Source organism: Oricola sp., from assembly GCF_022763245.1.
Classification (GTDB): domain Bacteria; phylum Pseudomonadota; class Alphaproteobacteria; order Rhizobiales; family Rhizobiaceae; genus Oricola.
In genome coordinates, this window is record NZ_JALEGV010000012.1 from 86534 (window position 1) to 107776 (window position 21243).

23 protein-coding genes are annotated in these 21243 nt (G+C 67.2%); 9 read left to right on the forward strand and 14 right to left on the reverse strand.

What is annotated here, in order from left to right; translation table 11 throughout:
• Nucleotides 1-14: 14 nt before the first annotated feature.
• A complete protein-coding gene (locus MRY80_RS04605) occupies nucleotides 15-1652 on the reverse strand; it encodes an EAL domain-containing protein (RefSeq protein ID WP_293288511.1) in 1638 nt (545 codons plus the stop codon).
• A gap of 89 nt (nucleotides 1653-1741) precedes the next feature.
• On the opposite strand from MRY80_RS04605, the gene MRY80_RS04610 reads away from it, so the two are divergent.
• Nucleotides 1742-2632: a DMT family transporter gene (locus MRY80_RS04610; RefSeq protein ID WP_293288513.1), complete on the forward strand. Its 891-nt coding sequence runs from the start codon at nucleotides 1742-1744 to the stop codon at nucleotides 2630-2632.
• A gap of 35 nt (nucleotides 2633-2667) precedes the next feature.
• Here MRY80_RS04610 and MRY80_RS04615 read toward each other — a convergent pair whose 3' ends face one another.
• Nucleotides 2668-3432, reverse strand: coding sequence for an SDR family oxidoreductase (locus MRY80_RS04615; protein WP_293288515.1), 765 nt, complete (start codon nucleotides 3430-3432; stop codon nucleotides 2668-2670).
• A 160-nt stretch (nucleotides 3433-3592) separates the two neighbouring features.
• Between MRY80_RS04615 and MRY80_RS04620 the strand changes: the two genes are divergently transcribed.
• Nucleotides 3593-3901 (forward strand): hypothetical protein, encoded by a 309-nt coding sequence (locus tag MRY80_RS04620; RefSeq protein WP_293288517.1) that lies wholly within the window; start codon nucleotides 3593-3595, stop codon nucleotides 3899-3901.
• Nucleotides 3898-4152 carry a DUF1344 domain-containing protein gene (locus tag MRY80_RS04625; protein ID WP_293288518.1) on the forward strand — a complete coding sequence of 85 codons (255 nt, stop codon included), beginning with the start codon at nucleotides 3898-3900 and terminating at the stop codon, nucleotides 4150-4152. The genes MRY80_RS04620 and MRY80_RS04625 overlap by 4 nt, the downstream gene beginning before the upstream one ends.
• 61 nt (nucleotides 4153-4213) lie before the next feature.
• Here MRY80_RS04625 and MRY80_RS04630 read toward each other — a convergent pair whose 3' ends face one another.
• The gene (locus MRY80_RS04630) at nucleotides 4214-5005 is read right to left on the reverse strand and encodes a universal stress protein (protein WP_293288520.1); all 792 of its coding nucleotides are present in this window, start codon (nucleotides 5003-5005) and stop codon (nucleotides 4214-4216) included.
• A 133-nt stretch (nucleotides 5006-5138) separates the two neighbouring features.
• Between MRY80_RS04630 and MRY80_RS04635 the strand changes: the two genes are divergently transcribed.
• From MRY80_RS04635 to MRY80_RS04655, 5 genes are all read left to right on the forward strand, one after another.
• Nucleotides 5139-6026, forward strand: a complete 888-nt coding sequence (locus MRY80_RS04635) for a LysR family transcriptional regulator (RefSeq protein WP_293288522.1) — start codon at nucleotides 5139-5141, stop codon at nucleotides 6024-6026.
• A 109-nt stretch (nucleotides 6027-6135) separates the two neighbouring features.
• Nucleotides 6136-6771, forward strand: coding sequence for an NAD(P)H:quinone oxidoreductase (gene wrbA / locus MRY80_RS04640; protein WP_293288524.1), 636 nt, complete (start codon nucleotides 6136-6138; stop codon nucleotides 6769-6771).
• Between the two features lie 2 nt (nucleotides 6772-6773).
• Entirely contained in the window at nucleotides 6774-7418 is a 645-nt protein-coding gene (locus MRY80_RS04645) for a DsbA family protein (protein WP_293288526.1), read from the forward strand.
• An 11-nt stretch (nucleotides 7419-7429) separates the two neighbouring features.
• Complete coding sequence (locus MRY80_RS04650; RefSeq protein ID WP_293288527.1) at nucleotides 7430-8326, forward strand: EamA family transporter; 897 nt, start codon at nucleotides 7430-7432, stop codon at nucleotides 8324-8326.
• A 204-nt stretch (nucleotides 8327-8530) separates the two neighbouring features.
• Nucleotides 8531-8773, forward strand: coding sequence for a hypothetical protein (locus tag MRY80_RS04655; RefSeq protein WP_293288529.1), 243 nt, complete (start codon nucleotides 8531-8533; stop codon nucleotides 8771-8773).
• Between the two features lie 51 nt (nucleotides 8774-8824).
• On the opposite strand, the gene MRY80_RS04660 is transcribed toward MRY80_RS04655, so the two are convergent.
• From MRY80_RS04660 to MRY80_RS04670, 3 genes are all read right to left on the reverse strand, one after another.
• Nucleotides 8825-9178, reverse strand: coding sequence for a cupin domain-containing protein (locus MRY80_RS04660; RefSeq protein ID WP_293288531.1), 354 nt, complete (start codon nucleotides 9176-9178; stop codon nucleotides 8825-8827).
• 9 nt (nucleotides 9179-9187) lie between these two features.
• On the reverse strand, nucleotides 9188-10399 hold the full coding sequence (locus MRY80_RS04665) for a mandelate racemase/muconate lactonizing enzyme family protein (RefSeq protein WP_293288533.1): 1212 nt from the start codon (nucleotides 10397-10399) through the stop codon (nucleotides 9188-9190).
• Between the two features lie 95 nt (nucleotides 10400-10494).
• Entirely contained in the window at nucleotides 10495-11586 is a 1092-nt protein-coding gene (locus tag MRY80_RS04670; protein ID WP_293288535.1) for a Zn-dependent alcohol dehydrogenase, read from the reverse strand.
• 203 nt (nucleotides 11587-11789) lie between these two features.
• On the opposite strand from MRY80_RS04670, the gene MRY80_RS04675 reads away from it, so the two are divergent.
• Nucleotides 11790-12176 (forward strand): acyl-CoA thioesterase, encoded by a 387-nt coding sequence (locus tag MRY80_RS04675; protein ID WP_293288537.1) that lies wholly within the window; start codon nucleotides 11790-11792, stop codon nucleotides 12174-12176.
• 6 nt (nucleotides 12177-12182) lie between these two features.
• Here MRY80_RS04675 and MRY80_RS04680 read toward each other — a convergent pair whose 3' ends face one another.
• From MRY80_RS04680 to MRY80_RS04715, 8 genes are all read right to left on the reverse strand, one after another.
• The gene (locus MRY80_RS04680; protein WP_293288539.1) at nucleotides 12183-12971 is read right to left on the reverse strand and encodes a hypothetical protein; all 789 of its coding nucleotides are present in this window, start codon (nucleotides 12969-12971) and stop codon (nucleotides 12183-12185) included.
• Between the two features lie 35 nt (nucleotides 12972-13006).
• The gene (locus MRY80_RS04685) at nucleotides 13007-14275 is read right to left on the reverse strand and encodes an Hsp70 family protein (RefSeq protein ID WP_293288540.1); all 1269 of its coding nucleotides are present in this window, start codon (nucleotides 14273-14275) and stop codon (nucleotides 13007-13009) included.
• 216 nt (nucleotides 14276-14491) lie between these two features.
• Nucleotides 14492-16447, reverse strand: a complete 1956-nt coding sequence (locus MRY80_RS04690; protein ID WP_293288541.1) for an elongation factor G — start codon at nucleotides 16445-16447, stop codon at nucleotides 14492-14494.
• Nucleotides 16448-16556: 109 nt separating this feature from the next.
• Entirely contained in the window at nucleotides 16557-17150 is a 594-nt protein-coding gene (locus MRY80_RS04695; RefSeq protein WP_293288543.1) for a HupE/UreJ family protein, read from the reverse strand.
• Between the two features lie 135 nt (nucleotides 17151-17285).
• The gene (locus MRY80_RS04700) at nucleotides 17286-18815 is read right to left on the reverse strand and encodes a glycosyltransferase family 39 protein (RefSeq protein WP_293288545.1); all 1530 of its coding nucleotides are present in this window, start codon (nucleotides 18813-18815) and stop codon (nucleotides 17286-17288) included.
• Nucleotides 18816-18848: 33 nt separating this feature from the next.
• A complete protein-coding gene (locus MRY80_RS04705; protein ID WP_293288547.1) occupies nucleotides 18849-19583 on the reverse strand; it encodes an extensin family protein in 735 nt (244 codons plus the stop codon).
• 111 nt (nucleotides 19584-19694) lie between these two features.
• Nucleotides 19695-20225, reverse strand: coding sequence for a PRC-barrel domain-containing protein (locus MRY80_RS04710; protein ID WP_293288549.1), 531 nt, complete (start codon nucleotides 20223-20225; stop codon nucleotides 19695-19697).
• A gap of 105 nt (nucleotides 20226-20330) precedes the next feature.
• Entirely contained in the window at nucleotides 20331-21185 is an 855-nt protein-coding gene (locus MRY80_RS04715) for an alpha/beta hydrolase (protein WP_293288551.1), read from the reverse strand.
• Between the last annotated feature and the right edge of the window lie 58 nt (nucleotides 21186-21243).

A 21243-nucleotide genomic window follows, 5' to 3' on the forward strand; every position in this document is an offset into this window, starting at 1 on the left:
CGGCCGCAACGGCTTCAAGCCGAGGCGCCGCTCTCGACCGCAACCTGCGGGGTCCCTTCGGCCGGCGCGTCGGCTGCGTCGAGCCGGTCACGCAGCATCACCGCCTGGTGGCGGGCGAACTCCGCGGTCGCCTGCGTCGCGTCGAGCGGCGGGCACAGGAAGAAGCCCTGAACCTCGTCGACCCCGAGCCGGGCGAGCGCGTCCAGTTGGACCCCGTGTTCCACCCCTTCGGCGACGATGCGCATTCCGTATTCGCGCGCCGCATTGACGAGCATCCGCACCAGCGCGGCAACCCGCGGATCGTGCTCGATCCCGTCGACGAAGAACTTGTCGATCTTCAGCACCGAGGCGCCCAGCGTTCGGATCGACGCCAGACCGTTGTGGCCGGTGCCGGCATCGTCGATGGCGATCCGCACTCCCTTGGCCCGGAGCGCCTCGACGCAGTGACGCGCTGAACGCGCATTGCCGATTTCCTGACGCTCGGTGACTTCCAGGATGACGCGGGACGGATCCAGCCCGGTGCGGTCGACGATCTGCAGGAACCAGCCCGCGAAATCCGGCTGGATGATCTGGTTCGGAGAGATGTTGAACGCGAATTGCAGGCGCGGCTCATGCGCGATGATCTCGCTCATCGAATCCGCCGCCTGGGTGACCATCGATTCCAGCAGCTGGTTCGTCCAGCCATTGGCCTCGATCAGCGGCACGAAGGTCGATGGCGAGACCGGCGTGCCGTCCGGCAGCGTCCAGCGCGCCAGCACTTCGAAGCCGGTCATCTCGCCGTTGCGCAGATCGTAGGAAGGCTGGAAATGCGGCACGATCTCGCCCTGTGCCAGCGCGCTCTTGATGCGGCCGGAGGTCGTCGGCGGCGGCGCGAGGCCCCGCGCCACGAGATAGGCCAGCACCAGCGCCAGACCGACCGCGCCCAGATCGACGAAACGGCCGCGTTCCAGATGCACGTTGGAGATGACGTCCGGCGGCACCTCGATGCGGGCGGAAATCGGGAAACGGCTGGAGGCGTGTTCGAAGACGATCGGCTCGGCGTCGTTTCTCACTTTCGCCCCCTCGAAGAGGGCGATCGGCGCGGAGTTGCTGAGCTTCAGGATGACCCGGCTCTTGTCCCTGAAATCGGCGGGCAGGATGTCGAAGGCCATGGCCTCAGTGTTGACCAGCGCGGAGGCCTGCAGATCGTCGCTCAGATGCCAGGTCAGCGCGAGCGCCGGGCGGCCGGCGATCTGCACCGGGTTGAGCACCACCTTGGCGTTGCGCGCCGGCGCGCTCATCTGCGGGTCCTCCTGGTTGCGCAGGAGGATCGCGCTCAGCGGCTGGGCCGAGCAGATCACGTGGCGGTCCCGCACCAGGATGTCCTTGATCGAGCCGGCCCGGATCACGGCCATTTCGAGCGCCGTCACCGCATCCGCCGAGCAGTCGAGATCGTTCGCCTCGTAGAGCTCGCCAAGCTTGATGAGCGCATAGTCGATGGCGATCTCGGCACGTCCGAGCGTGTCGCGGGTCATGTTGGCCAGCGCCTCGCGATTGAGCGCGGCCATGATCTGGCGATAGGTCAGGTCGGCGGCGAACAGGAACAGCACGGCCGCCGCCGCGGTCAGAAGACCGATGCGCGCATGCCTGGACCCCAACTTTGGTGATTGCATCGCCATCGGCGAGACAGTAGCACGCTCAAGTTTACCGATCCTTGACCCGGCACAGTGCGAATCGCCGTAAAACCCCACTTTCTCCCGCGATGAATCGTGCTTCCGCCAACCTTCTTCTGTTGATCACCGGCGCCATCTGGGGCGGCGGGTTCGTCGCCCAGGCAACCGCGATGTCGGCGATCGGACCCGTCTTCTTCACGGGCATCCGTTTTCTCGCCGCAGCGCTTGCCCTTTTGCCCTTCGCCGTGTGGGAGGCGCGCCGGGCAGGCCGGCCGTTCGTTCCGGCACCGGGCGAGTGGATGCGCTTCGCGCTTCTGGGCACGCTTCTGTTCTCCTCGCTCGCCGTTCAGCAGGTCGGCCTTCTGACGACCACCGTCACCAATGCGGGCTTCCTCACCGGGCTCTACGTCGTGCTGACGCCGCTGGCCGGCATCGCGTTCTTCCGTCATTGGCCGCATCGGGTGATCTGGCCGGCGTCGCTGATGGCCTTGGCAGGCATCTTCCTCCTGTCCGGCGGTACGCTCGCCAGACTGGTCGTCGGGGACTGGTGGATCATCCTGTGTGCCGCGTTGTGGGCCTGCCACGTGCAGTTTCTCGGCCGCTTCGTCGCCGATGCGCGCCCGCTGCAACTGGCCTTTTCGCAGTTCCTCGTCGCCGGCGTGATCGGCACCGTCCTCGCGCCCTTCGTCGAGCCCGTCGGCCTGTCGATGGTGACCGCCGCGGCGGGCGAGATCCTGTTTGCCGGCGTTCTTTCCGGCGGCCTCGCCTTCACGCTCCAGGCTGTCGCCCAGCGCCACACGACGGCGCCTCAGGCGGCGATCTTCATGTCGTCGGAAGCCCTGTTCGCCGCGCTATTCGGCTTCCTCCTGCTTGGCGAGCGCATCCCGCCGATCGGCCTGGTCGGCTGCGCCCTCATCTTCACCGCCATGCTCGCCGTCGAACTCGTGCCCATGCTGGCCACGAGGCAACGGGCGAACTGACAACGGGCGGCGCCAGCCGCCCGTCGCATTCGGGCTCACACGAACATGCCGCCCGACACCTCGATGCGCTGTCCGGTCATCCAGCCGTTCTCGCCGGCCAGAAGGCTTGCGATCGCCCCGCCGATGTCGTCCGGCAGCCCCGCCCGGCCCATCGCGGTCATCGAGGCGACCATCCGGTTCGTGTCGGCGTCGTCACGCACGCGACCGCCGTTGAAGTCGGTGGCAATCGCACCGGGCGCGACCGTGTTGACCGCGATCCCGCGCGCCCCGAGTTCACGCGCCAGATAGCGTGACATGACCTCGACCGCGCCCTTCATCATCGCATAGGCCGAAGCGCCCGGCAGGGAGAAGCGGGCGAGCCCGGAGGAGATGTTCACGATCCGCCCGCCATCCGCGATCAGCGGCAGCAGCGCCTGGGTGAGGAAGTAGACGCCCTTCACATGCACGTTCATCAGCGCGTCGAACTCCGCCTCCGTCGTCTCCGCGAAGGGCTTGTGCAGGCCGGTGCCGGCATTGTTGACGAGGAAGTCGATCGTTTCGCGGCCCCAATGCTCGGCCAGCGCCGCCTTCAGCGCCTCCGCGAAGTCGGCAAACGCGCCCGTGTCGGACGTGTCGAGCGGCAGCGCCACCGCCTTGCGACCCAGTGCCTCGATCTCCGCGACCAGCGCCTCGGCCTCCGCGCGGCTGGACTTGTAGGTGACGACGCTGTCGATGCCGGTCCCGGCCAGGTGGATAGCCGTGTTGCGGCCAAGGCCGCGGCTGCCGCCGGTGATCAGTGCGATTTTCGTTTCGGTTGTCATGCTGTGATCTCCAATTCTCGGACACCGTGCAGCTAGTCGCCCGGCCTGCCGCCTGCCTGCCGGATCGTCCGAAGGACCTGCCAGATCCTCCGATTGAGCCCGGACCGCGCATGCGGACGCGCCTCACGAAACATGACGGCGATCAAATCGAGCCCTGCAATTGAGCGTCGTGATCGCGCCTGAGGGCCGGCGCGCCTTTGACGGCGCCACGCCGCCACATTTGCGCCCGGGCGGCACCCCGGAAAGCCCGGCGGATCTCGTGCCGGTGTCACAACTGTGGCCGGACAAGGGCGAAATGCACCGATTATGTCCTTGTTTTCATGTATTTTTCTTCATTCTTCGTGATTTGAAAATCGGCGCCCGCCGCGTCTTTCTCGGGCTGTCGCCGCAGCGTGCCCATCCCCCTCTCGCCAGCCGGGCACGCTGCCGGCGACGACAACAGAAACAGGAAGAGGATCCTGAATCATGAACAAGCTCGTCTCTATCGCACTTGCCGGTGCAGTCTTTGCCGGTTCCGCAGTCGCCGCCCTCGCCGGCACGGCCCAGGGCGTCGTGGAAAGCATCGATCCGGCCACCCGCACCCTGGTGCTGGAAGACGGCACGAAGTGGGTTCTCGGCGCCGAGATCGATGTCGAGGCCATCGAGGCCGGCGACACGATCGAGGTCGCCTTCGAGGACGGCACCAACATGGTGACGGCACTCGAAGAGACCGCGATGTAGCCACGGCCCTCCACCCCTCTCAACCCAGTGAAGGCGGCGTCCGGTTTCCGGACCCGCCGGATCAGCCCCGCGCGGGCAGAACCAGCACCGGACAGGGCGCGTGCCGGACGACCTGCTCGAAGGTCGATCCGAACAGCATGTCATGCACGCTGTCATGCCCTGCGCTGGTCATGACGATGAGGTCGGCGGCCACGCTCTCCGCGCTGCGCACGATCGCGTCGTGCGCATCACCCTTCATGGCCAATGCCTCGACGGCTACGCTCTTCGGCAAGGCCGGCGCATGCCGCACCGGCGTGTCGCCGGCATGCAGCGTGACGAGCCGGCCCGGCGTCACCCCAACGCGCTTCATCAGCGAAAACACGAAATCGACGCCGATCTGCGGATCGGGCTCCTCGGCGACCGGCAGCAACAGCGTGTCGAGCCGGATCTCGCCATCGAACCGCACGAACCCCTCCTGCCCCTCCGGCACGACGAGCGTCGGCAGATGGGTCTTTCGAAACAGCGCCTGCGACACCGGCCGCCGCACCATGGCGGCAATGCCCTCGCGCGGATGGCTGGCGAGCACGATCAGGTCGGCGTCATGCCGGTCGAGATAGTCCGACAGCACATTCGCCACCTCGCGCCCGCTCGCCTCGATCTTGCGCACGCGCGGCAGGTGGTGCGTCCCCTCATGCCATTCCGAGAGTGTGTCGCGAACCGCCGGAAACGCCTTCCACGGCGTGTCGGCGGACAGCGGACCATGCACATGCATGATCGTCAGCGCCGCGCCGTCATGCAGCGAAAGGCGCAGCGCATGGCGAAACGCGACGGCGCTCGCCGGAGAAAGATCCGTCGGATGGAAGATCGCTGTCATCGGGCATGTCTCCTTGTCAGTGCCTATAGCCGAAGCCGCGCCGCAAGCCCACAGAAGTTGCATTTGCCGGCACGAGCGGCATTGATGCGAGCGGCGTTGAGAAGTGTCTCGATTGGGACACCGGAAGGAGCAGATGGATCGTCTGGATGTCATGCGGGCCTATTGCCGCATCGTGGAGCGGATGAGCATCACGCGGGCGGCGGACGATCTCGGCCTTTCGCCGGCGCTGGTCAGCAAGCACCTGAAATTGCTGGAGGAAGGTCTCGGCTGCGTCCTGCTCACCCGCACGACCCGCAGCATGTCGCTGACCGAACACGGCCGCCTCTATTACGAGGAATGCCGCCGGCTGCTCGGCGAGATCGAGGCGCTCGACAGCGCCATGCGCGACAAGATCGCCACGCCGAAGGGCCGCCTGCGCGTCAACGCGCCGCTCTCCTTCAGCCTCGTCGCCCTCGCGCCGCTGATGCCACGCTTCATGCAGGCCTTCCCCGACATCGAGATCGTGCTCGATCTCGACGACCGGGTGCTGAACGTCGTCGAAGAGGGCTACGACGTCTCCATCCGGATCCGGGCCGCCCTGCCCGATTCCGCGCTGGTGGTCCGCCCACTCGGCGCGGTGCGCCAGCACATCTGCGCCGCCCCCTCCTACCTGGCCACCCATGGCGAACCGCAACGCCCGGCCGATCTCGCCTTGCATGCCGTGATCGGCTACGGCCTCGCGGACACGGCCATGAACTGGTCGTTCGAAAGCGATGCCGGACCGCAGACCGTCACGCCGCAACCGCGCATGACGGTCGGCAACAGTCTCTTCCTGCGCGACATGCTGGTGCGGGGCGCCGGCATCGGGTCCCTGCCCTCCTTCATCGCCGAGCCCTGTTTCGCCGCGCAAGGCCTGCGCCCGCTGCTGCCGGACTACCGGCTGCCGACCCGCCGCATCTACGCGATCACCCCGACGCGACGCGGCATTGATGCCAAGGCACGGGTCTTTCTCGACTTCCTGCAGCAGAATCTCGCCCTCTGAGGCGCAGATAATCAACGCAACGTGAATAAAGACCTCTCCCCGCGCGGCTTTTTCCAAACCGTTCGTTGCCCGATCCTCGCCTCATCAACTCCGGATCAACGAGGACAACATGACAAGGGTGCTGGTACTTTACTATTCGAGCTACGGTCACATCGACGCGCTGGCCCATGCGGAAGCGGAAGGCGCGCGCGAGGTCGAGGGCGTGACCGTCGATCTCAAGCGCGTGCCCGAAACCGTGCCGCTTTCCGTGCGCGAAAAGGCCGGCTACAGGCTGGATTTCGACACGCCGGTCGCCGAGGTCTCCGACCTCCCCGCCTATGACGCGATCATCTTCGGCACGCCGACCCGCTTCGGCAACATGGCCGCCCAGATGAAGCAGTTCCTCGACCAGGCCGGCGGCCTGTGGGCCTCCAACGCGCTGGTGGGAAAGGTCGGCGCGGTGTTCACCTCGACCGGTTCGCAGCATGGCGGCCACGAGGCCGCGGTCCTGACCTTCCACGTCCCGCTCCTGCATTTCGGCATGCTCGTCGCCGGCATGCCCTACACCTTCCCGGGCCAGATGCGCACCGACGAGATCGTCGGCGGCTCTCCCTATGGCGCGGGCACCATCGCCGGCGGCGACGGTTCCCTGAAGCCCACGGCGACGGATCTCGAAGGCGCCCGGTTCCAGGGGCGTCACGTCGCCGAAATGGCCGCCCGCATCGCCGGCAACCGCTCCGGCCGCAGAACGGCGGAGGCGGCGTGATCATGACCCGAGCGAGACTGACCCTCGACTTCTTTCACGACGTGGTCTGCGGCTGGTGCTTCAACCTGTCGCCGCGCCTTCGCCTCCTGGCCGGCGAGTTCGACCTCGACATCCGCCACCGCACCTTCGTCCTGCAGGCCGGCACCGCCGAGATGATCGCGCGGTTCGGCTCCATGCCCGCCGCGAAGACCGAGATCCTCGGCCATTGGCGGGCCTGCATGGCCGCGTCCGACACGCCGGACGCCTTCAATGTGGACGCCATGGCGGCTGCGCCCTTCGCCTATCCGCACGGCCTGCCAGGCGCGCTCGCCTGCAAGGCCGCCGAACGGCAGGGCGGACAGGCGGCCCATTGGGACATGTTCGACGCGATCCAGCGCGCCCATCTGACGGATGTCCGCAACGTCGCCGACATGCGCGTGCTGGCCAACGTCGCGGCGGAGATCGGCCTCGATGCCGCACGCCTCATCGACGACATGGCGGCCGATGCCACCGGCGACCGCGTGGAGGCGGATCGCAGGGAGGCCCGTCGCCTGCAGGTGCGCTGCGTGCCCACCGTCATCATCCGCGAGACCGGGCACCGCCTCGTCAACGGCCCGGTTGAGGACCTGCGCGCGCAAATCCTCGCCAATGCGCGCCTTGTGGCATAACGGAGATCGTCATGACGAAGCTTTCCGACATTCTCATCACCGCGCTCGCCCCGGCCATCTGGGGCAGCACCTATATCGTCACGACGGAATTCCTGCCGCAGGGCTACCCGGTCACGCTCGCCGTGTTGCGCGCCCTGCCCGCCGGCCTCCTGCTCCTCCTCTTCGTGCGACGGCTGCCGCCGCGCGACTGGCTCGGACGGGTCTTCGTTCTCGGAGCACTGAATTTCGCGGTCTTCTGGTCGCTGCTCTTCGTCGCGGCCTACCGGCTGCCCGGCGGCGTGGCGGCGACGGTCGGCTCGCTGCAGCCGCTTGCCGTGATCTTTCTGGCCTATCATGTCCTGAAGACGCCGATCGTCCCCCTGTCGGTCGTTGCCGCGGCAAGCGGCGTCGGCGGCGTGGCCCTGCTTATCCTCGGACCGGACGCAGCGCTCGATCCGATCGGCATCGCCGCCGGCCTGGGCGGGGCACTCTGCATGGCCGCCGGCACGGTGCTGACCCGCAAATGGCGGCCGCCGGTGTCGCTCCTCACCTTCACCGCCTGGCAGCTGACGGCGGGAGGACTGCTGCTCCTGCCCGCAGCGCTCGCCTTCGAGCCGCCGCTGCCGCCTCTCGACGCCGCCAATCTCGCCGGCCTCGCATGGCTCGGACTGATCGGCGCCGCGCTGACCTACTTCCTCTGGTTTCGCGGCATCGGCCGGATCGAGCCGTCGGCGGTCTCCACGCTCGGCCTACTGAGCCCGCTGACCGCCGTCATCCTGGGCTGGATCGCCCTCGGCCAATCCCTGACCGCGATCCAGGCCGCCGGCGCGCTGATCGTCTTCGCCAGCGTCTGGGCCAGCCAGTTCGCGGCGAGGCCGCGTACGGCAGCGCGGGCCGTTCGCACGGACGCGCAGAAGGCCGCCCCGTGATATGACCGCAGCGCCATGGCGCCGCGTCCGCCGTCAATCGCGGCAAATTCGCGGCGCTTTGGTGTCTTTTTCAAGCTACTGTTTTCAAAGAAAAAATCCGCTTGCTGGCGGCTGAAAACACGGCTACGGAATGGGCGCCCGGCAGCGCCACCGGAGACGGAGGGCCAACTGAGCCCGGGTTTGTCTTTCATGGAAAAACACCAGATGAGAAAAGCTCTCATTGCACTCGCCGCCGCCCTGGCCGCGGTCGTATCCGTCCACGCCGAGGAATTCCAGGCCGTGGTCGAGGCCGTCGATTTCGACGCCCAGGCGGTCACCTTCGACGACGGCGAAACGCTGATCGTCTCCGAAGGCGTCGACTATTCCTCCATCGCCGAAGGCGACACGGTCAACGTCATCACCGACGACTCGACCGGCGAGATCACCGAGATCATGATCGCCGAATAGGCTTCACGCCTGACGCATGCCGACGGCCGGATTCGTCCGGCCGTTTTCATTTCAGATCGAGACTTTCGTCACCGCCGTGTCCGGGTCGCCGGTGTTCGGCGTGCCCGCCGGCTCGATGATCAGAAGTTCGGTCTCCTCCTCAGCTACCGGCCTGTGCTCCACGCCCTTCGGCACGACATGCAGTTCCCCCGGCCCGAGCACGACGTCGCCGTCGCGCAATTCGATCCTGAGCCTCCCCTTCAGCACCAGGAAGAAATCGTCGGTGTCGGGATGCGAGTGCCAGACGAACTCCCCCTTCGCCTTCACCACCATCAGGTCATGCCCGTTGAACACGCCGACGATCCGCGGCGACCAATGTTCCGAAAACTGCGCAAGCTTGTCGGCGAGATTGATGGGATTGCTCATGTCGTCTCCTTACGGCTGAGCCGCCGCGTCGGCCATCGTCAGATGCAGCTTGTCGCCGTCATAGGGATGTGCGCGCGCCACGTCCTCGTCGATCTCCACGCCGAGGCCCGGCGCCTGAGGCACCAGCGAATAGCCGTTCTCCAGCGTCAGGGGCGACGTCAGGAGTTCTGCGTGGAACCCGCCCCAGTCCTTGATCGCCTCGAGAATCAGGAAGTTCGGGCATGAAGCCGCGACCTGGATGTTCGCCGCCGCGACCACTGGCCCGCAATAGCAATGCGGCGCGACCAGCGCGTGATGCACTTCCGCCAGCGCCGCGATCTTCTTGGTTTCCCAGATTCCGCCCGAGCGGCCGCAATTCGGCTGCACGATCTGCGCCGCGCCGAGCGCCAGCAGCCGCGCAAATTCGTATTTCGTCGTCAGCCGCTCGCCGGTCGCGATCGGGATTGAGGTCTTCGCCGCGATCTGCGCCATCGCCTCGGGCATGTCCGGCGGCACCGGCTCCTCGAACCACAGCGGATCGTAGGGCTCGATGGCCTTCGCCATCCGCGCCGCCCCCGACGGCGTGAACTGGCCATGCGTGCCGAACAATATGTCGGCCCGCGTGCCGACAGCCGCGCGCACCGCCTTCACCATCGCGGCCGACCGCTCGATATCGGTCAACAGCGGCTGGTGCGGGTCGTATTGCGTATAGGGTCCGGCCGGATCGAATTTCACCGCGGTGAAGCCCTGCTCGACCCAGCGGACGGCGTTTTCCGCGGCAAGATCGGGGTCGTTGTAGACCGTCCGCCCGCTCGTCTCGTCCGGATAGATCGAGCCTTCAGCAGGATAGAGATAGGTGTAGGAGCGCAGCGCCTCATGCACCTTGCCACCGATCAACGCATGCACAGGCTTGCCGGCCTCCTTGCCGACGATGTCCCAGCAGGCCATCTCCAGCGCGGAATGGCACCCCATTATCGACAGGTCCGGCCGCTGCGTGAAGCCCGACGAATAGCAGCGCCTGAAGAACGCCTCGACATCGTGCGGATCGTACCCGACGAGATGCCGCGCGGCGACATCCTCGATCATCGCTGCCATCGCCTTCGGCCCGAACGACGCCCCGTAGGCCTCGCCCCAGCCCGTCACGCCGCCGTCGCTCGTCAGCTTGACGAAGATGAAATAGCGCCCGCCCGGCGCCCCGTCCGGCACGCCGACAATGAAGGTCTCGATGTCCTTGATGAGCATGGGCTTCTCCGGTGCCGGGAGTCAGTAGTGATCAGTCAGTAGTCGGTAGACTGAAGCACGGCCATCCCTACTCACTACCAACTACTCACGACCGACTAAAGGACGATCACGTTGCGCAGTGCCTCACCGCGCTTGGTCGAGGCGATCGCCTCATTGATCTGGTCGAGCGGGAAACGCCCGGTCACAAGTTCGTCCAGCTTCAGCCGGCCGTCCTTGTAGAGCGCCACCAGATAGGGAATGTCGCGCGCGACCTGCGCCGAGCCCATTTTCGAGCCGATGATGCGCTGGCTCCAGCCGGCCAAAGTGCCCGGGTCGTATTCGCCCATGACGCCGGACGGCGGCATGCCGACGATGACGACCGCGCCGTTCTTGGTGATGTAGCGCGACGCCCCGTCGATGGGCGCCTTGGCGCCGACGGAGACGAAGACGAAATCCGCGCCGCGCCCTTCGGTGATCTCCATCAGGGCGGCGTGATGGTCCGGATCGGTTGGGTTGATCCCGTGTGTCGCGCCGAAGCGCTTCGCCGCGTCCAGCTTGGCTTCCGACAGGTCGATGGCGACGATCGTCTTCGCCCCGGCGGCCAGCGCCCCCTGCACGGCATTGAGGCCGACGCCGCCGCAGCCGATGACCGCGACATGGGCCCCCGGATGCACCTGCGCCGTGTTCGTCACCGCCCCGAACCCGGTGATCACCCCGCAGGCGAGCAGCGACGCCGCGTCGAAGGCAATTTCCTTCGGGATCACCGCGATCTGGCTCTTCTCCACCACCACCTTTTCGGCGAAGGCCCCGGTCCGCAGCCCGTGCCCGATGGCGGTTCCCTGCGCCGCCGAGAGCGGCGATGTCTCGTCGAGCGGGAACACCTCCTCGCACAGAACCTGGTGCCCGCCGGAACAGTAATGGCAGGTCCCGCAGGAGCGGATCAGCGTCACCACCACATGGTCGCCCGGCACGATCCCGCCGACGCCCTCGCCCACCGCTTCGACCACGCCGGCCGCCTCGTGGCCGAGCACCATCGGCGTCTCGCCGCCCCATCCGCCTTCGGCGAAGATGATGTCGGAATGGCAGATCGCGCAGGCCTTGACCGCGACCTTCACCTCGCCCGGACCGGGGTCGGCCAACGTCACGGTTTCGATGACAAGCGGCGCGTTGAACTCGCGGCAGACCGCCGCACGGATCGTTTCTGGCATGGAGCACCTTCCGCGAGAAAACCGGTGCAGCCTTGCCCGGTTCGACCCTTCACCTTTGCCTGACGGCGACACCGCCTGTCGGCTTTTTTTCTTCGCGATGCAAATGAAAACTCGGTCCCCGGGAAAGATCGGTCCTTGTCCAAAGTCTTGTTGCACACTTGCCACGTTTGGCCTTCATGGAAGCGCGAGACGAGGAAACGAACATGACCGAGACGAACAACGGCCCGAAGGGCGAACTCACCCTGCGCACGCTGGCGATGCCCGGCGACACCAACGCGGCCGGCGACATCTTCGGCGGCTGGGTCATGGCGCAGATGGACCTCGCGTCGGGCATTCGCGGCGCCGAGATCGCCGGCGGGCGCATCGTCACGGCCGCGGTCAACGAAATGTCCTTCGCCATGCCCGTCAAGGTCGGCGACACGCTGTGCGTATATACCGAGCTGGAGCGCGTCGGCCGCACGTCGATGGTGCTTTACATCGAGGTCTGGGCGCAGCGTTACCTGAGCAACGTCATGGACAAGGTCACCGACGCCCGCTTCACCATGGTCGCCCTCGACACCGACGGCAAGCCGACGCCCATCCCGCAATAGGCGGCGTCAGGGCGACAAAATCAGCTCGCGCAGGCAGCGCGCGAAATCGATCACCCGCGACGGCAGCAGCACCGCGTCGGGCACCGCCGGCTGGCCGTTCATCCGCCAGGACTCGCCGTCCCAGTGCCGCGCGACCTCGCGCACGAAATCGAACTCCCCGTCCTGCGACGCGCTGCGCGCGAGCCGCGCGCGGAGGAGATCGGGCATCCCTGCCAGCGCCGCTTCGGCCTCCCGCAGCAGTTCGGCTTCATGGACCGTCTTCAGGTCCTGCAAATCCTCGGTCCAGAGATAGCATTCGCGCATCGCCGGTCCCATCCCGTCCGTCCAGCGATAGGCATCGCCCCTCTTCTCGGCATAGCCGTGCAGCGCGAGCTGCCGCAGGACGGCGCGATGATCCGTGGGCGCCGCAAACGGCTCCCGCGCCGCCGGCAGGAGCGCGCAATGACCGATCGTCGCGCCGACGAAGGCCGCCAGGACCTCGCCGATCTCGACGAAAAGCTGGTCGCGCATGTCCTGGATGAAGCGCTCGAAATCCTCCGGCGCGACGACGAGCTGGTTGAGGTAGCACGGCCCGACGCTCATCCTCAGCGATCCGTCCGGCTCGACGCAGCGCGTCAGTCGCAGCCGGTTGGAGACGACGCTGGCATTCTCAAGGTCACCCTGGAAGGCATGCTCGAAACGCGCGCCGGCCCCGAAGCGGGACACGTCAGGCCCCGGCGGCTGGTGGACGATGATGTCGCGCAGCATGCACCGGGCAAGTTCGGCGCAAAGCTGGATTTCGTTCGGCTGGATCAATCCCGGGCCCCGTCAGGATGGCGTGTCCGTCCAGCCTAACCGAAGCGCCGTTCGGCCTCCAGCGCCAGCCCGATGCCGACGCTGCCGAAGCGGTCGCCTTCCACCACGCTCGCCTGCGGCGCCGCGTCCAGAAGCGCGCGGCGCACGACCGGAATGGCGGTCGTGCCGCCGGTCAGGAAGATCGTCGAGATCCGCTCGAGCCCGATGCCGGCCTGCGTGACGGTGGCCTGCAGGGCCCTCTGGATCGCCCGCGTCTCGTCCGCGATGATCGCGTCGAATTCGGCCCGCTCCATGGTGACGCCCAGCCCCGCCTCGATCGCATCCAGCATGATCCGCGCGTCGCGGCGGTCGGTCAGCTCGATCTTCGCGCGCTCCACCTCCAGCGCCAGCCGGTGGCCCAGCCGCTCGTCCAGCACATGCGCCAGGCGGTCGATCAGCTCCGGCCGCTCCGCCAGGCGCAGATACTCCTGCACCTCGCGCAGGATCGACCGGTCATAGACGAGATGGATCTTCTGCCAGGTGCTCAGCGAGACGAAGACGTGGCGGGGAATGGTGATCAGCCCGTCGCCGAAATCGCGCCTCAGCCGGCTCTCCAGACCGAGTTCCGGCATGACCTTCCGCAGGCTGGTCAGCCGGTCGAGATCCGTGCCGCCGACATGCACGCCGCCGGTCGCCAGGATGTCGCCGCTGCGATCGCGGCGCGCCCTCCCGTCGGGCGAAATGCGCACGATGGAGAAATCCGACGTGCCGCCGCCGAGATCGGCGATCAGCGCGATTTCCTCGGCCCGCACGCTCTGCTCGTAATCCAGGGCGGCGGCGATCGGCTCGTACTGGAACGCCACATGCTTGAAGCCGGCGATATGGAAGATCCGTTCCAGCGTCTCCTCGGCGCGCCTGTCGGCCGCGTCGTCATGATCGACGAACCGCACCGGCCGCCCGGCGACCACCGTGTCGATCTCCGCCCCGCGCACGTCCTCGGCAGTGCGCCGGATCGACCGCACGAACCCGGCGATGATGTCCACGAACGCCACCTTCGCGCCCTGGACATAGGTGAAGTCTCCGTCGAGGCTGGTGCCGAGAATGCTCTTCAGCGCGCGCATGAACCGGCCTTCGCCATCGCCGACATAGGCCTCGATCGCGCTGCGCCCATAGAGGCGCTGCCGGGTCTCGAAATCGAAGAAGACGGCGCTTGGAAGGTCGAACTTGCCGTTCTCGAGCGGCACGAGAACCGGCCCGGTCCGATCGACGAAGGCGGCCGTGCTGTTGGACGTGCCGAAATCCACGCCAAGCGTGTTCGTGCTCATGAAGCCAGCTCTTGTGTTTGAACGCGAAAGGAGGCCGGGAGGAAGGGCCCGGACGACGAAAGACGGCGCGCCTAGCACGATCCGTCACCTCATGGCGACCGCTATCCGGGACAGGCGGCCAGAAAGAGGACCGCCGTTGCATCTGTGCAACCCTGAAAGCGGCAAGGCGATGCCCGCCGCAACCCGCAGCCTCAGCGAAAATCCGGACGCGAAGGCCTATCCCGCCGCATCGCCATGCGCCCGCACGATCGCGTCGGCCTCCTTGCCGTAGAGCTCCTCGAAATGGTCGAAGGCGCGGGAGAACCAGCCGATGCCCTGCGTCGCCGAGCGCAGCGCATGCGCCAGTTCATCCAGCGAATGGCCGGGGATCAGCGCACGGAACACGTCCCATCCCTTGGCGCTCTCGTCGCGGTCGAAGCCCAGCACCTGTCCCTTGAACGACGAGACGATCGGCACCAGCCCGCCGGAAAACACCGAGGGAATGTGAAACTCGATGCGGTAGATCGGCTGCATCAGCACCGGCGCCGCGTCGCCCAGCGCCTGGCTGACGCCCATGCGGCCCGCCGCGCGAAACGCGAATTCGGAGGAATCCACGGAATGGTGCTGGCCGTCGGTCAGTGTCACGCCGACATCGATCACGGGAAAGCCGAGCGGCCCCTTGCCCAGCGCCTCGCGCGCCCCGGCCTCTACGGCGGGAATGAAGTTGCGCGGCACCGCGCCACCCTTCACAGTTTCCTCGAAGGTGAAGCCGTCGCCGCGCCCGTTCGGTCGTACGCCCAGCTTCACGTCGGCGAACTGCCCCGCCCCGCCGGTCTGCTTGCGGTGCCGGTAATGCACGTCCGCCTTTTTGGTGATTGTCTCGCGATAGGCCGGGCTCGGCGTCTTCTCCTCCACCTCGATCCTGAACACCTCGGCAAGGCCGCGCATCAGGTCGCGAAGATGCACCGGCCCCTGCACCTCGACCATCTGCGCGCCGGTCCCCTCCTCCTGGCGAACGACCAGGCCCGGATCGGTCTCGGCGATCTTCGAAAGTACGCCCGACAGTTTCGTCTCGTCGCGCTCGTTTTGCGGCGCGAGCACCCGCGCGATCATCGGCGTCGGCGCTGCCGTCCAGCCCGGCGCGGGCAACGAGGCGGCCCCCGCCAGCACCGCCGGCGCGGTCAGGTGATCGGATTTCACGGCCGCCGCCACCGCGCCCGGCGCCAGTTCGCCATCGGCCGCCGGCTTGCCCGATCCGGGATCCTGCAGCGCGCCTAGCCCGTGGCCGGCCAGTTGCGCGCCCTGTTTCAGCCCGCCGGCAAGCGCCCGGATCAGCACCGTCTTGCCGACATTCTGCCGGTGATAGGCATGAAAGCCGACCGCGCTGACCGTCGCCGCATCCGACCCCGCCTGCTCCGCCAGCCTTTCGCGCAGCGTCTCGACCGGCGGCGCCTCGTGACGCAGCGCCTTCATCAGCCGCATCACGCCATTGTTGTGGCTGGCCGCGCCGACCATCACCGGGAAGACCTTGTTTTGCGCCAGCACCCGCGCCGAGATCGAATAGACGGCGTCATTGGCCGGCTCGTGATCCTCGATCAGTTCCTCCAGCAGCCAGTCGTCGAATTCCGACAGATGCTCCAGCAGTTCGACGCGCGCCTCGTGCTCGCGCTCGATCAGTTCGTCGGGGATCTTGACCAGCGTCGACGTCTGTCCCTCCCGGTAGCGCCAGGCGCGCTCCGATATCAGGTCCACCGCGCCGACGATCCTGTCGCCCTCGCGGATCGGCACCTGCCGCAGCACCAGCGGATGGCTGGAATAGTCCTGCAGGGCGGCGATGATGTCGCGCACCCGGCCCTGCGGCGCGTCGATGCGGTTGACGAACAGGATGCAGGGCGTCCCCGACGCCTCGATCGCCTTCAGATAGGGCGCGGCGAGCACCGCCTCGTCGGGGTTCGGCGACACGACGAGAATGCAGGCGTCGCTCGCCATGAGCGCGTCATGGGCATGCGCCAGCGCCTCGCCCGATCCGGGCGTGTCGAGCGCGCACCACGTCTCGCCGAGAAAGTCGAAGAAATCGACGCCGAGCCCGTGCGGGGTCTCCGATCGTCGCGGCGTCCCCTCCAGCGAAGCGAGTTTGTCCGCCAGCGTGGTTTTTCCGCCGTGTGACGGACCGAGTATGCTGAAGCATCGCATTGGCCATCCTCCCTTGACGTCTGCGGGGAAGACAGCATGCCAAGAAGTGCGGCCCGACGCCAGACCCGGCCCCGAAGGGCCGGGCGGCGGGATGGAACGGGAAGGCCCGTCAGCCGGCTATCAGGTAGAGGCCGCCCGCGGCGGTCAACCCGCCGAGGAGGCGCGCCACGAGGTCGGCGTGACGTGCGTCGGTGCCGAACACTTTGCCCAGCACGAAGCCGAAGCCGAGGCCCACCGCATGCAGCGCCGCCGTGGCGATCGCGAAGCCCGCCGCATAGCCGAGCGCGCCGGCGGACCCCAGTTCGCCGCCATGGGCGTGGCCGTGGAACAGCGCAAAGACGCCGACGATGACGGCGGCCGGCAGCACCGGAAGCTTGGCCGCGACCGCCACCAGCAGGCCGAGCGCGACGACGGAGGCGAGGATCGCCGGTTCCACGAAGGGCAGCGGAACGCCGACAAGCGCCAGCACGAACCCGAACAGCATCGTGCCGACGAAGGCCGCGGGCACGATCCGGATCGCCCGGCCGCCGATCATCCAGGCCCACAGGCCGACGGCCACCATGGCGAGGATGTGGTCGGCGCCGAAGAGCGGATGCGAAAAGCCGGCCGAAAACGAGCCGTGCTCGGCGGGATTGAGATGCGCGAAGGCCGGCGCGCCGGCCGACAGGAGGAAGAGCGCGGAAAGCGAGAGACGTTTCAGCATTGATGATCCTTTCATGGGTTTTTCAGGCGCCCCGAGATGGGTCGCGCCATGCTGCACCGCACGATAGGCTTGATTCCGGAACGGTGACAATGCTGACCAAACGTCACCTGAAGGAGGATTTTCGGCGCCGCCGCCTCAGTGCGGCCCTGCGCCGGAATAGTCCTCGGCCCACACCAGACGGTAGCTGTGGATCGGCAGCCCGTAGCGGCGGATGGTGAATTCGCGCACCGGCGTCACCTTGCCGAAGACCTGCGTCACCAGCTCCTGTTCCGGCAGGTAGTCGTCGACGAGCACCAGCGCGTCCTTGCCCTTGTAGGCGGCCGGATCGAACCAGAAATCGAACTGGTCGTTGCGCAGGCCCATCTTGACGATGTCGGTGCGCCCGGCCTCAAACGACAGCATCGAGGCCGTGCGATAGTCTGTCGTCACGACGAAATCCGCCCCGAGACGCTTCTCCTCCTCCGAGACGATCGCCGCGATCTCGGAAAGCCCGAAGGTGATGTCGTTGTCGCGCACGTCGGTGCCGCCGAGCTTGTAGGACGGGTACATCACCTGGAACGCCACGATCCAAAGGCCCATCGCGATCCCGTAAAGCGCGTGGATGGTGAATTCCGCCCGGCTGGTGATGAAGAACACCGCGACCGGCAGGAAGAACAGATAGGCGGCCAGGTTCCAGTAATGCAGGATCGTGTTGGACGCGCACAGCGCCACGAATGTCAGCGTCGAGGCGAGGAAGACCATCCGCCCGATCGGCGCAAACGGCGTCGGCACGGTGCCGCGGACGAAGCGGACCAGCCCCAGCAGCATGACCGGCGACACCATCATCCCGGTGCGGAACACGAAATCGAACAGGTTGCCGGCAAAGCCGCCATGCATCGACTGCCCGATGCGGCCGTCCAGATTGTACTGGAAGCTCGGCCAGTCATGCGCGACGTTCCAGGCGACGACCGGGAGTTGCATGACGACCGCCACGCCCGCGCCGAGCCACAGATGCGGCGACGCCAGAAGTGGCCGCCCCATGGCCGAGACGAACACCCAACCCGCGAAGCCCAGCCCGATGAAGACGGCGTTGTATTTCGACAGCCCCGCCAGGCCGAGCGCCACGCAACCGGCGTAGAAATAGCGCCATGCGCGCTGCGGCCGGTCGAGCGAGATCACGAACAGCGCCCAGAAATGCGCCGTCAACAGGCCGAAGAACACCAGCAGATGGTCCTGGTGCGCCAAGGACTGGAACCGCATGAGAAGCGGCATTGACAGCCACGCGATCACGCCCGCCAGAAAGACGCGCTGCCCCTCGCCCGGCCCCGCCAGGCGCTTCGCCCAGAACCACAGGATCCAGAGGTCGCCGGCAAAGGTCAGCACGGTCTGGACGCGCAGCGCGAACAGGTTCCAGCCGAACAGCTCGGCCGACAGCGCCTGCAGCCAGGCCGTCAGCGGCGGATGGTCGTAATAGGACCAGTCGAGATGCTGGCCCCACATCCAGTAATAGGCTTCGTCGGGCGTCGGCGCGGCGAAGAACACCTGCACGATCTTCAAGAGCGCGAGCGGCACGAGCAGCACAACCAGCCAGCGCGTCGCCGGCAGGATCTCGGCGATCCCAGTGGATTGCGCCGGCATGGCGCCCGCACCCGAATGGGCGCCCTGCGCCTGCGCGATCTGCGTCATCGCATCGCTCCGTTTCTGCGCGAAAGCCGCCGATCAGTGGCAGGCGACGCCGTTGCTGCGCTGCCTGAGGTCGAGATGGAAATGGTCGGCGTGATCGCGGTCATATCCTGGCCCGAGCACCGTGCCGAACCGGTCGCAGGCCTCGCCGCGCACCCGGCGCAGGAAGCTGCGCTCGCGAAACGCGAACAGCCCCGGCCGGCTCACGTCGATCACGCGGCCGTTCTTCAGCTTGATCGAGCCGATGTCGAGCGCGTTGCCCTTGGAGTGCTGCGAGAAATTGCCGGACCCGCGAATGCGCCGGCACGAATAGGACGACATCTGCCGCACCTCGGCGATGCCGGATAGATAGCGGGTGCGCGCGGCCGGTGCGAGATCGCCCTGCGCCCAGCGCGCCGCCGCTTCGGCCATGGCGCAATTCAACGTCGCCGCCGGCGCCAGCTTGATGGTACGGCCGAGCGAGGTCACCTCGACGGGAAAATCGATGCCGCAGGAGGCGGAATCGCGGATCGTCGGGATGTCACGAAACGAGACGCCGAGGCGCTTCAGCCGCTTGCGGCACTGGATTTCCTCGGCCGGCATGTAGCTGGTGACCGTCCCGCCGCCGAACAGCGACCGCGACCCGCTTGGAAAACCGAGCGTCACGGGCGTCGCCGATGTCATGGTGGAGCGGTCCGGAATGGGCGCGAGCACGTCCGTCGTGCTGCATGCGCCGAGCCACACGCTCGCCACCGCCAGGGCGAGCAGGCTTGCCACCGAAGTCCTTCGCATCGATCCCATCCATCCGTTCTGTCCCGGCGAAAGGGTATGCGACCACGGTAAACAAGACTTTTGGAAACGCCGTTAACCGGGGGTTAACGGCGTTACCGGGGCGCGAAACTCTCAGTTGGAAAGGCGGGCCAGGTCGGTGGCCGGCGTCAGAAGCGCAGTCGCCTGCGTCGCACCGAGCGACAGCGACACGAAGTCCGGGGTCAGCGCGGCGTAGCGGATCGGCAGGTAGACCGGCGCGTAGAGCGGGCTGTCGCCGCCTTCGGGTTCGATCACCAGCTCGTCGATCGAGCCGTCCTCGTTGACGAAGGCGTCGCTGACATAGCCGAGCACCACGCCGTCGGCGCTGAGAACCTGCATGCCCATCCAGGCGTCGTTGAGCTCGTGCTCTTCTTCCTGCGGATAGACGTCGTCCAGGATGCCGCCGAAGCGCTCGGTGTTGAAGTCGGCGTAGGCGACCTGGTAGCTCTGTTCGAACTGGCCTGCCGTCGCCTGGCTTGCCGAGACCAGCGCGGTGCCGGCGAAGACCGTGGCCGAGACGATCGCCAGGGCCAGGGCGCGGCGCATGCCGCGGGCTTCTGCCGCGTTGCGGGTCTTGGCGGACTGAAAGGTGAAAGTGCCGAATGTGGTGTGCGTGTTGGTCATGATCGTGTCCGGTGATCCCTGCCACCGCCTCCTTGATCACGACAATGCCGCAAGGCCGGCCGCGGCGATGTGCACTCGGTCACACGGCCGCGACACGCGTCTTCGTCACCCCTGCCCGGCGATCTCCGCCAGGATGTCGGCCAGCGCGTCCGGGTGGGAATCGAAGGGCGAATGGCTGGATTGCAGCGTGTGGACCGCCGTCCGGCCGCCCATCGCCTCGTCCATCAGCGCGATCATCTTCTTCTGGCCCGCGGGCGTCACGGCGCGGTCCTCCGTGCAGTGGATGTAGTGGCGCGGCACGCGGCCGTAGCGCTCCCGCGTCACCGGGCTCGGCACGGTCGTCACCTGCGCCGGCTCGTCGCAATGGAAATGTGCCAGCCCGTCCTCGAACATCGCCCGGTCGACGTCGCCGGCATAGGCCGCGTGGGTGCGCGCGCGATAGGCTGGATCCTCGCTCTTGAAGTCCACCCGCATCGCGCCGATCTGCGGCGGCGGCGCGGCGAAGAGCGACGGCACCATCGCGTCGGCCATCAGCGGATCCTGGATCATCGAGACGGGCGGCATGCCCGGCGGCAGCATGAAGGCGCAGACATAGACGATGGCCGCCAGCAGTTTGGGCACTTCCTCCGCCACATGCGAGACGGTCGCCCCGCCCAGCGAGTGGCCGGCGAGGATCACCTTGCCATTGGCCCGCGCCGCCATCTCGCGCACCGCGTTGACGACGTGTTCGGTGCGCTCCGCCTGGGTCACACCGGCATTCGGCGACGGCTCGGTGGCGAAGGCCTGCGCGTCGAGCGGCCGCTCGAAATAGCTCTTCGGCATTTTCGCGTCGAGGCCCGCGCCCGGCAGGTCGAGCGCGTGGGTCAGAAGGTCACGCGCCGAAAGGCGCTCGATGACATGGTCCCACGTATTGTGGTTGTGCCACGCCCCGTGCACGAAAACGAAACCCGGTCTGCTCATGTGATTGTCCCCCCATCATTGACGCCGTCTGCATAGCAGGGGCGCGGCCGGGGGTCAT

Excerpts from the sequence above, each read along its gene's own strand:
- MRY80_RS04630 (WP_293288520.1), bottom strand. The coding sequence starts at position 5,005 with ATGACAGCGATCTTCCATCCGACGGATCTTTCTCCGGCGAGCGCCGTC.
- MRY80_RS04665 (WP_293288533.1), bottom strand. The coding sequence starts at position 10,399 with ATGCTCATCAAGGACATCGAGACCTTCATTGTCGGCGTGCCGGACGGG.
- MRY80_RS04695 (WP_293288543.1), bottom strand. The coding sequence starts at position 17,150 with ATGCTGAAACGTCTCTCGCTTTCCGCGCTCTTCCTCCTGTCGGCCGGC.
- MRY80_RS04660 (WP_293288531.1), bottom strand. The coding sequence starts at position 9,178 with ATGAGCAATCCCATCAATCTCGCCGACAAGCTTGCGCAGTTTTCGGAA.
- MRY80_RS04690 (WP_293288541.1), bottom strand. The coding sequence starts at position 16,447 with ATGCGATGCTTCAGCATACTCGGTCCGTCACACGGCGGAAAAACCACG.
- MRY80_RS04650 (WP_293288527.1), top strand. The coding sequence starts at position 7,430 with ATGACGAAGCTTTCCGACATTCTCATCACCGCGCTCGCCCCGGCCATC.
- MRY80_RS04625 (WP_293288518.1), top strand. The coding sequence starts at position 3,898 with ATGAACAAGCTCGTCTCTATCGCACTTGCCGGTGCAGTCTTTGCCGGT.
- MRY80_RS04710 (WP_293288549.1), bottom strand. The coding sequence starts at position 20,225 with ATGACCAACACGCACACCACATTCGGCACTTTCACCTTTCAGTCCGCC.
- MRY80_RS04605 (WP_293288511.1), bottom strand. The coding sequence starts at position 1,652 with ATGCAATCACCAAAGTTGGGGTCCAGGCATGCGCGCATCGGTCTTCTG.
- MRY80_RS04685 (WP_293288540.1), bottom strand. The coding sequence starts at position 14,275 with ATGAGCACGAACACGCTTGGCGTGGATTTCGGCACGTCCAACAGCACG.
- MRY80_RS04635 (WP_293288522.1), top strand. The coding sequence starts at position 5,139 with ATGGATCGTCTGGATGTCATGCGGGCCTATTGCCGCATCGTGGAGCGG.
- MRY80_RS04700 (WP_293288545.1), bottom strand. The coding sequence starts at position 18,815 with ATGACGCAGATCGCGCAGGCGCAGGGCGCCCATTCGGGTGCGGGCGCC.
- MRY80_RS04645 (WP_293288526.1), top strand. The coding sequence starts at position 6,774 with ATGACCCGAGCGAGACTGACCCTCGACTTCTTTCACGACGTGGTCTGC.
- MRY80_RS04615 (WP_293288515.1), bottom strand. The coding sequence starts at position 3,432 with ATGACAACCGAAACGAAAATCGCACTGATCACCGGCGGCAGCCGCGGC.
- MRY80_RS04610 (WP_293288513.1), top strand. The coding sequence starts at position 1,742 with ATGAATCGTGCTTCCGCCAACCTTCTTCTGTTGATCACCGGCGCCATC.
- MRY80_RS04655 (WP_293288529.1), top strand. The coding sequence starts at position 8,531 with ATGAGAAAAGCTCTCATTGCACTCGCCGCCGCCCTGGCCGCGGTCGTA.
- MRY80_RS04705 (WP_293288547.1), bottom strand. The coding sequence starts at position 19,583 with ATGCGAAGGACTTCGGTGGCAAGCCTGCTCGCCCTGGCGGTGGCGAGC.
- wrbA (WP_293288524.1), top strand. The coding sequence starts at position 6,136 with ATGACAAGGGTGCTGGTACTTTACTATTCGAGCTACGGTCACATCGAC.
- MRY80_RS04675 (WP_293288537.1), top strand. The coding sequence starts at position 11,790 with ATGACCGAGACGAACAACGGCCCGAAGGGCGAACTCACCCTGCGCACG.
- MRY80_RS04715 (WP_293288551.1), bottom strand. The coding sequence starts at position 21,185 with ATGAGCAGACCGGGTTTCGTTTTCGTGCACGGGGCGTGGCACAACCAC.
- MRY80_RS04670 (WP_293288535.1), bottom strand. The coding sequence starts at position 11,586 with ATGCCAGAAACGATCCGTGCGGCGGTCTGCCGCGAGTTCAACGCGCCG.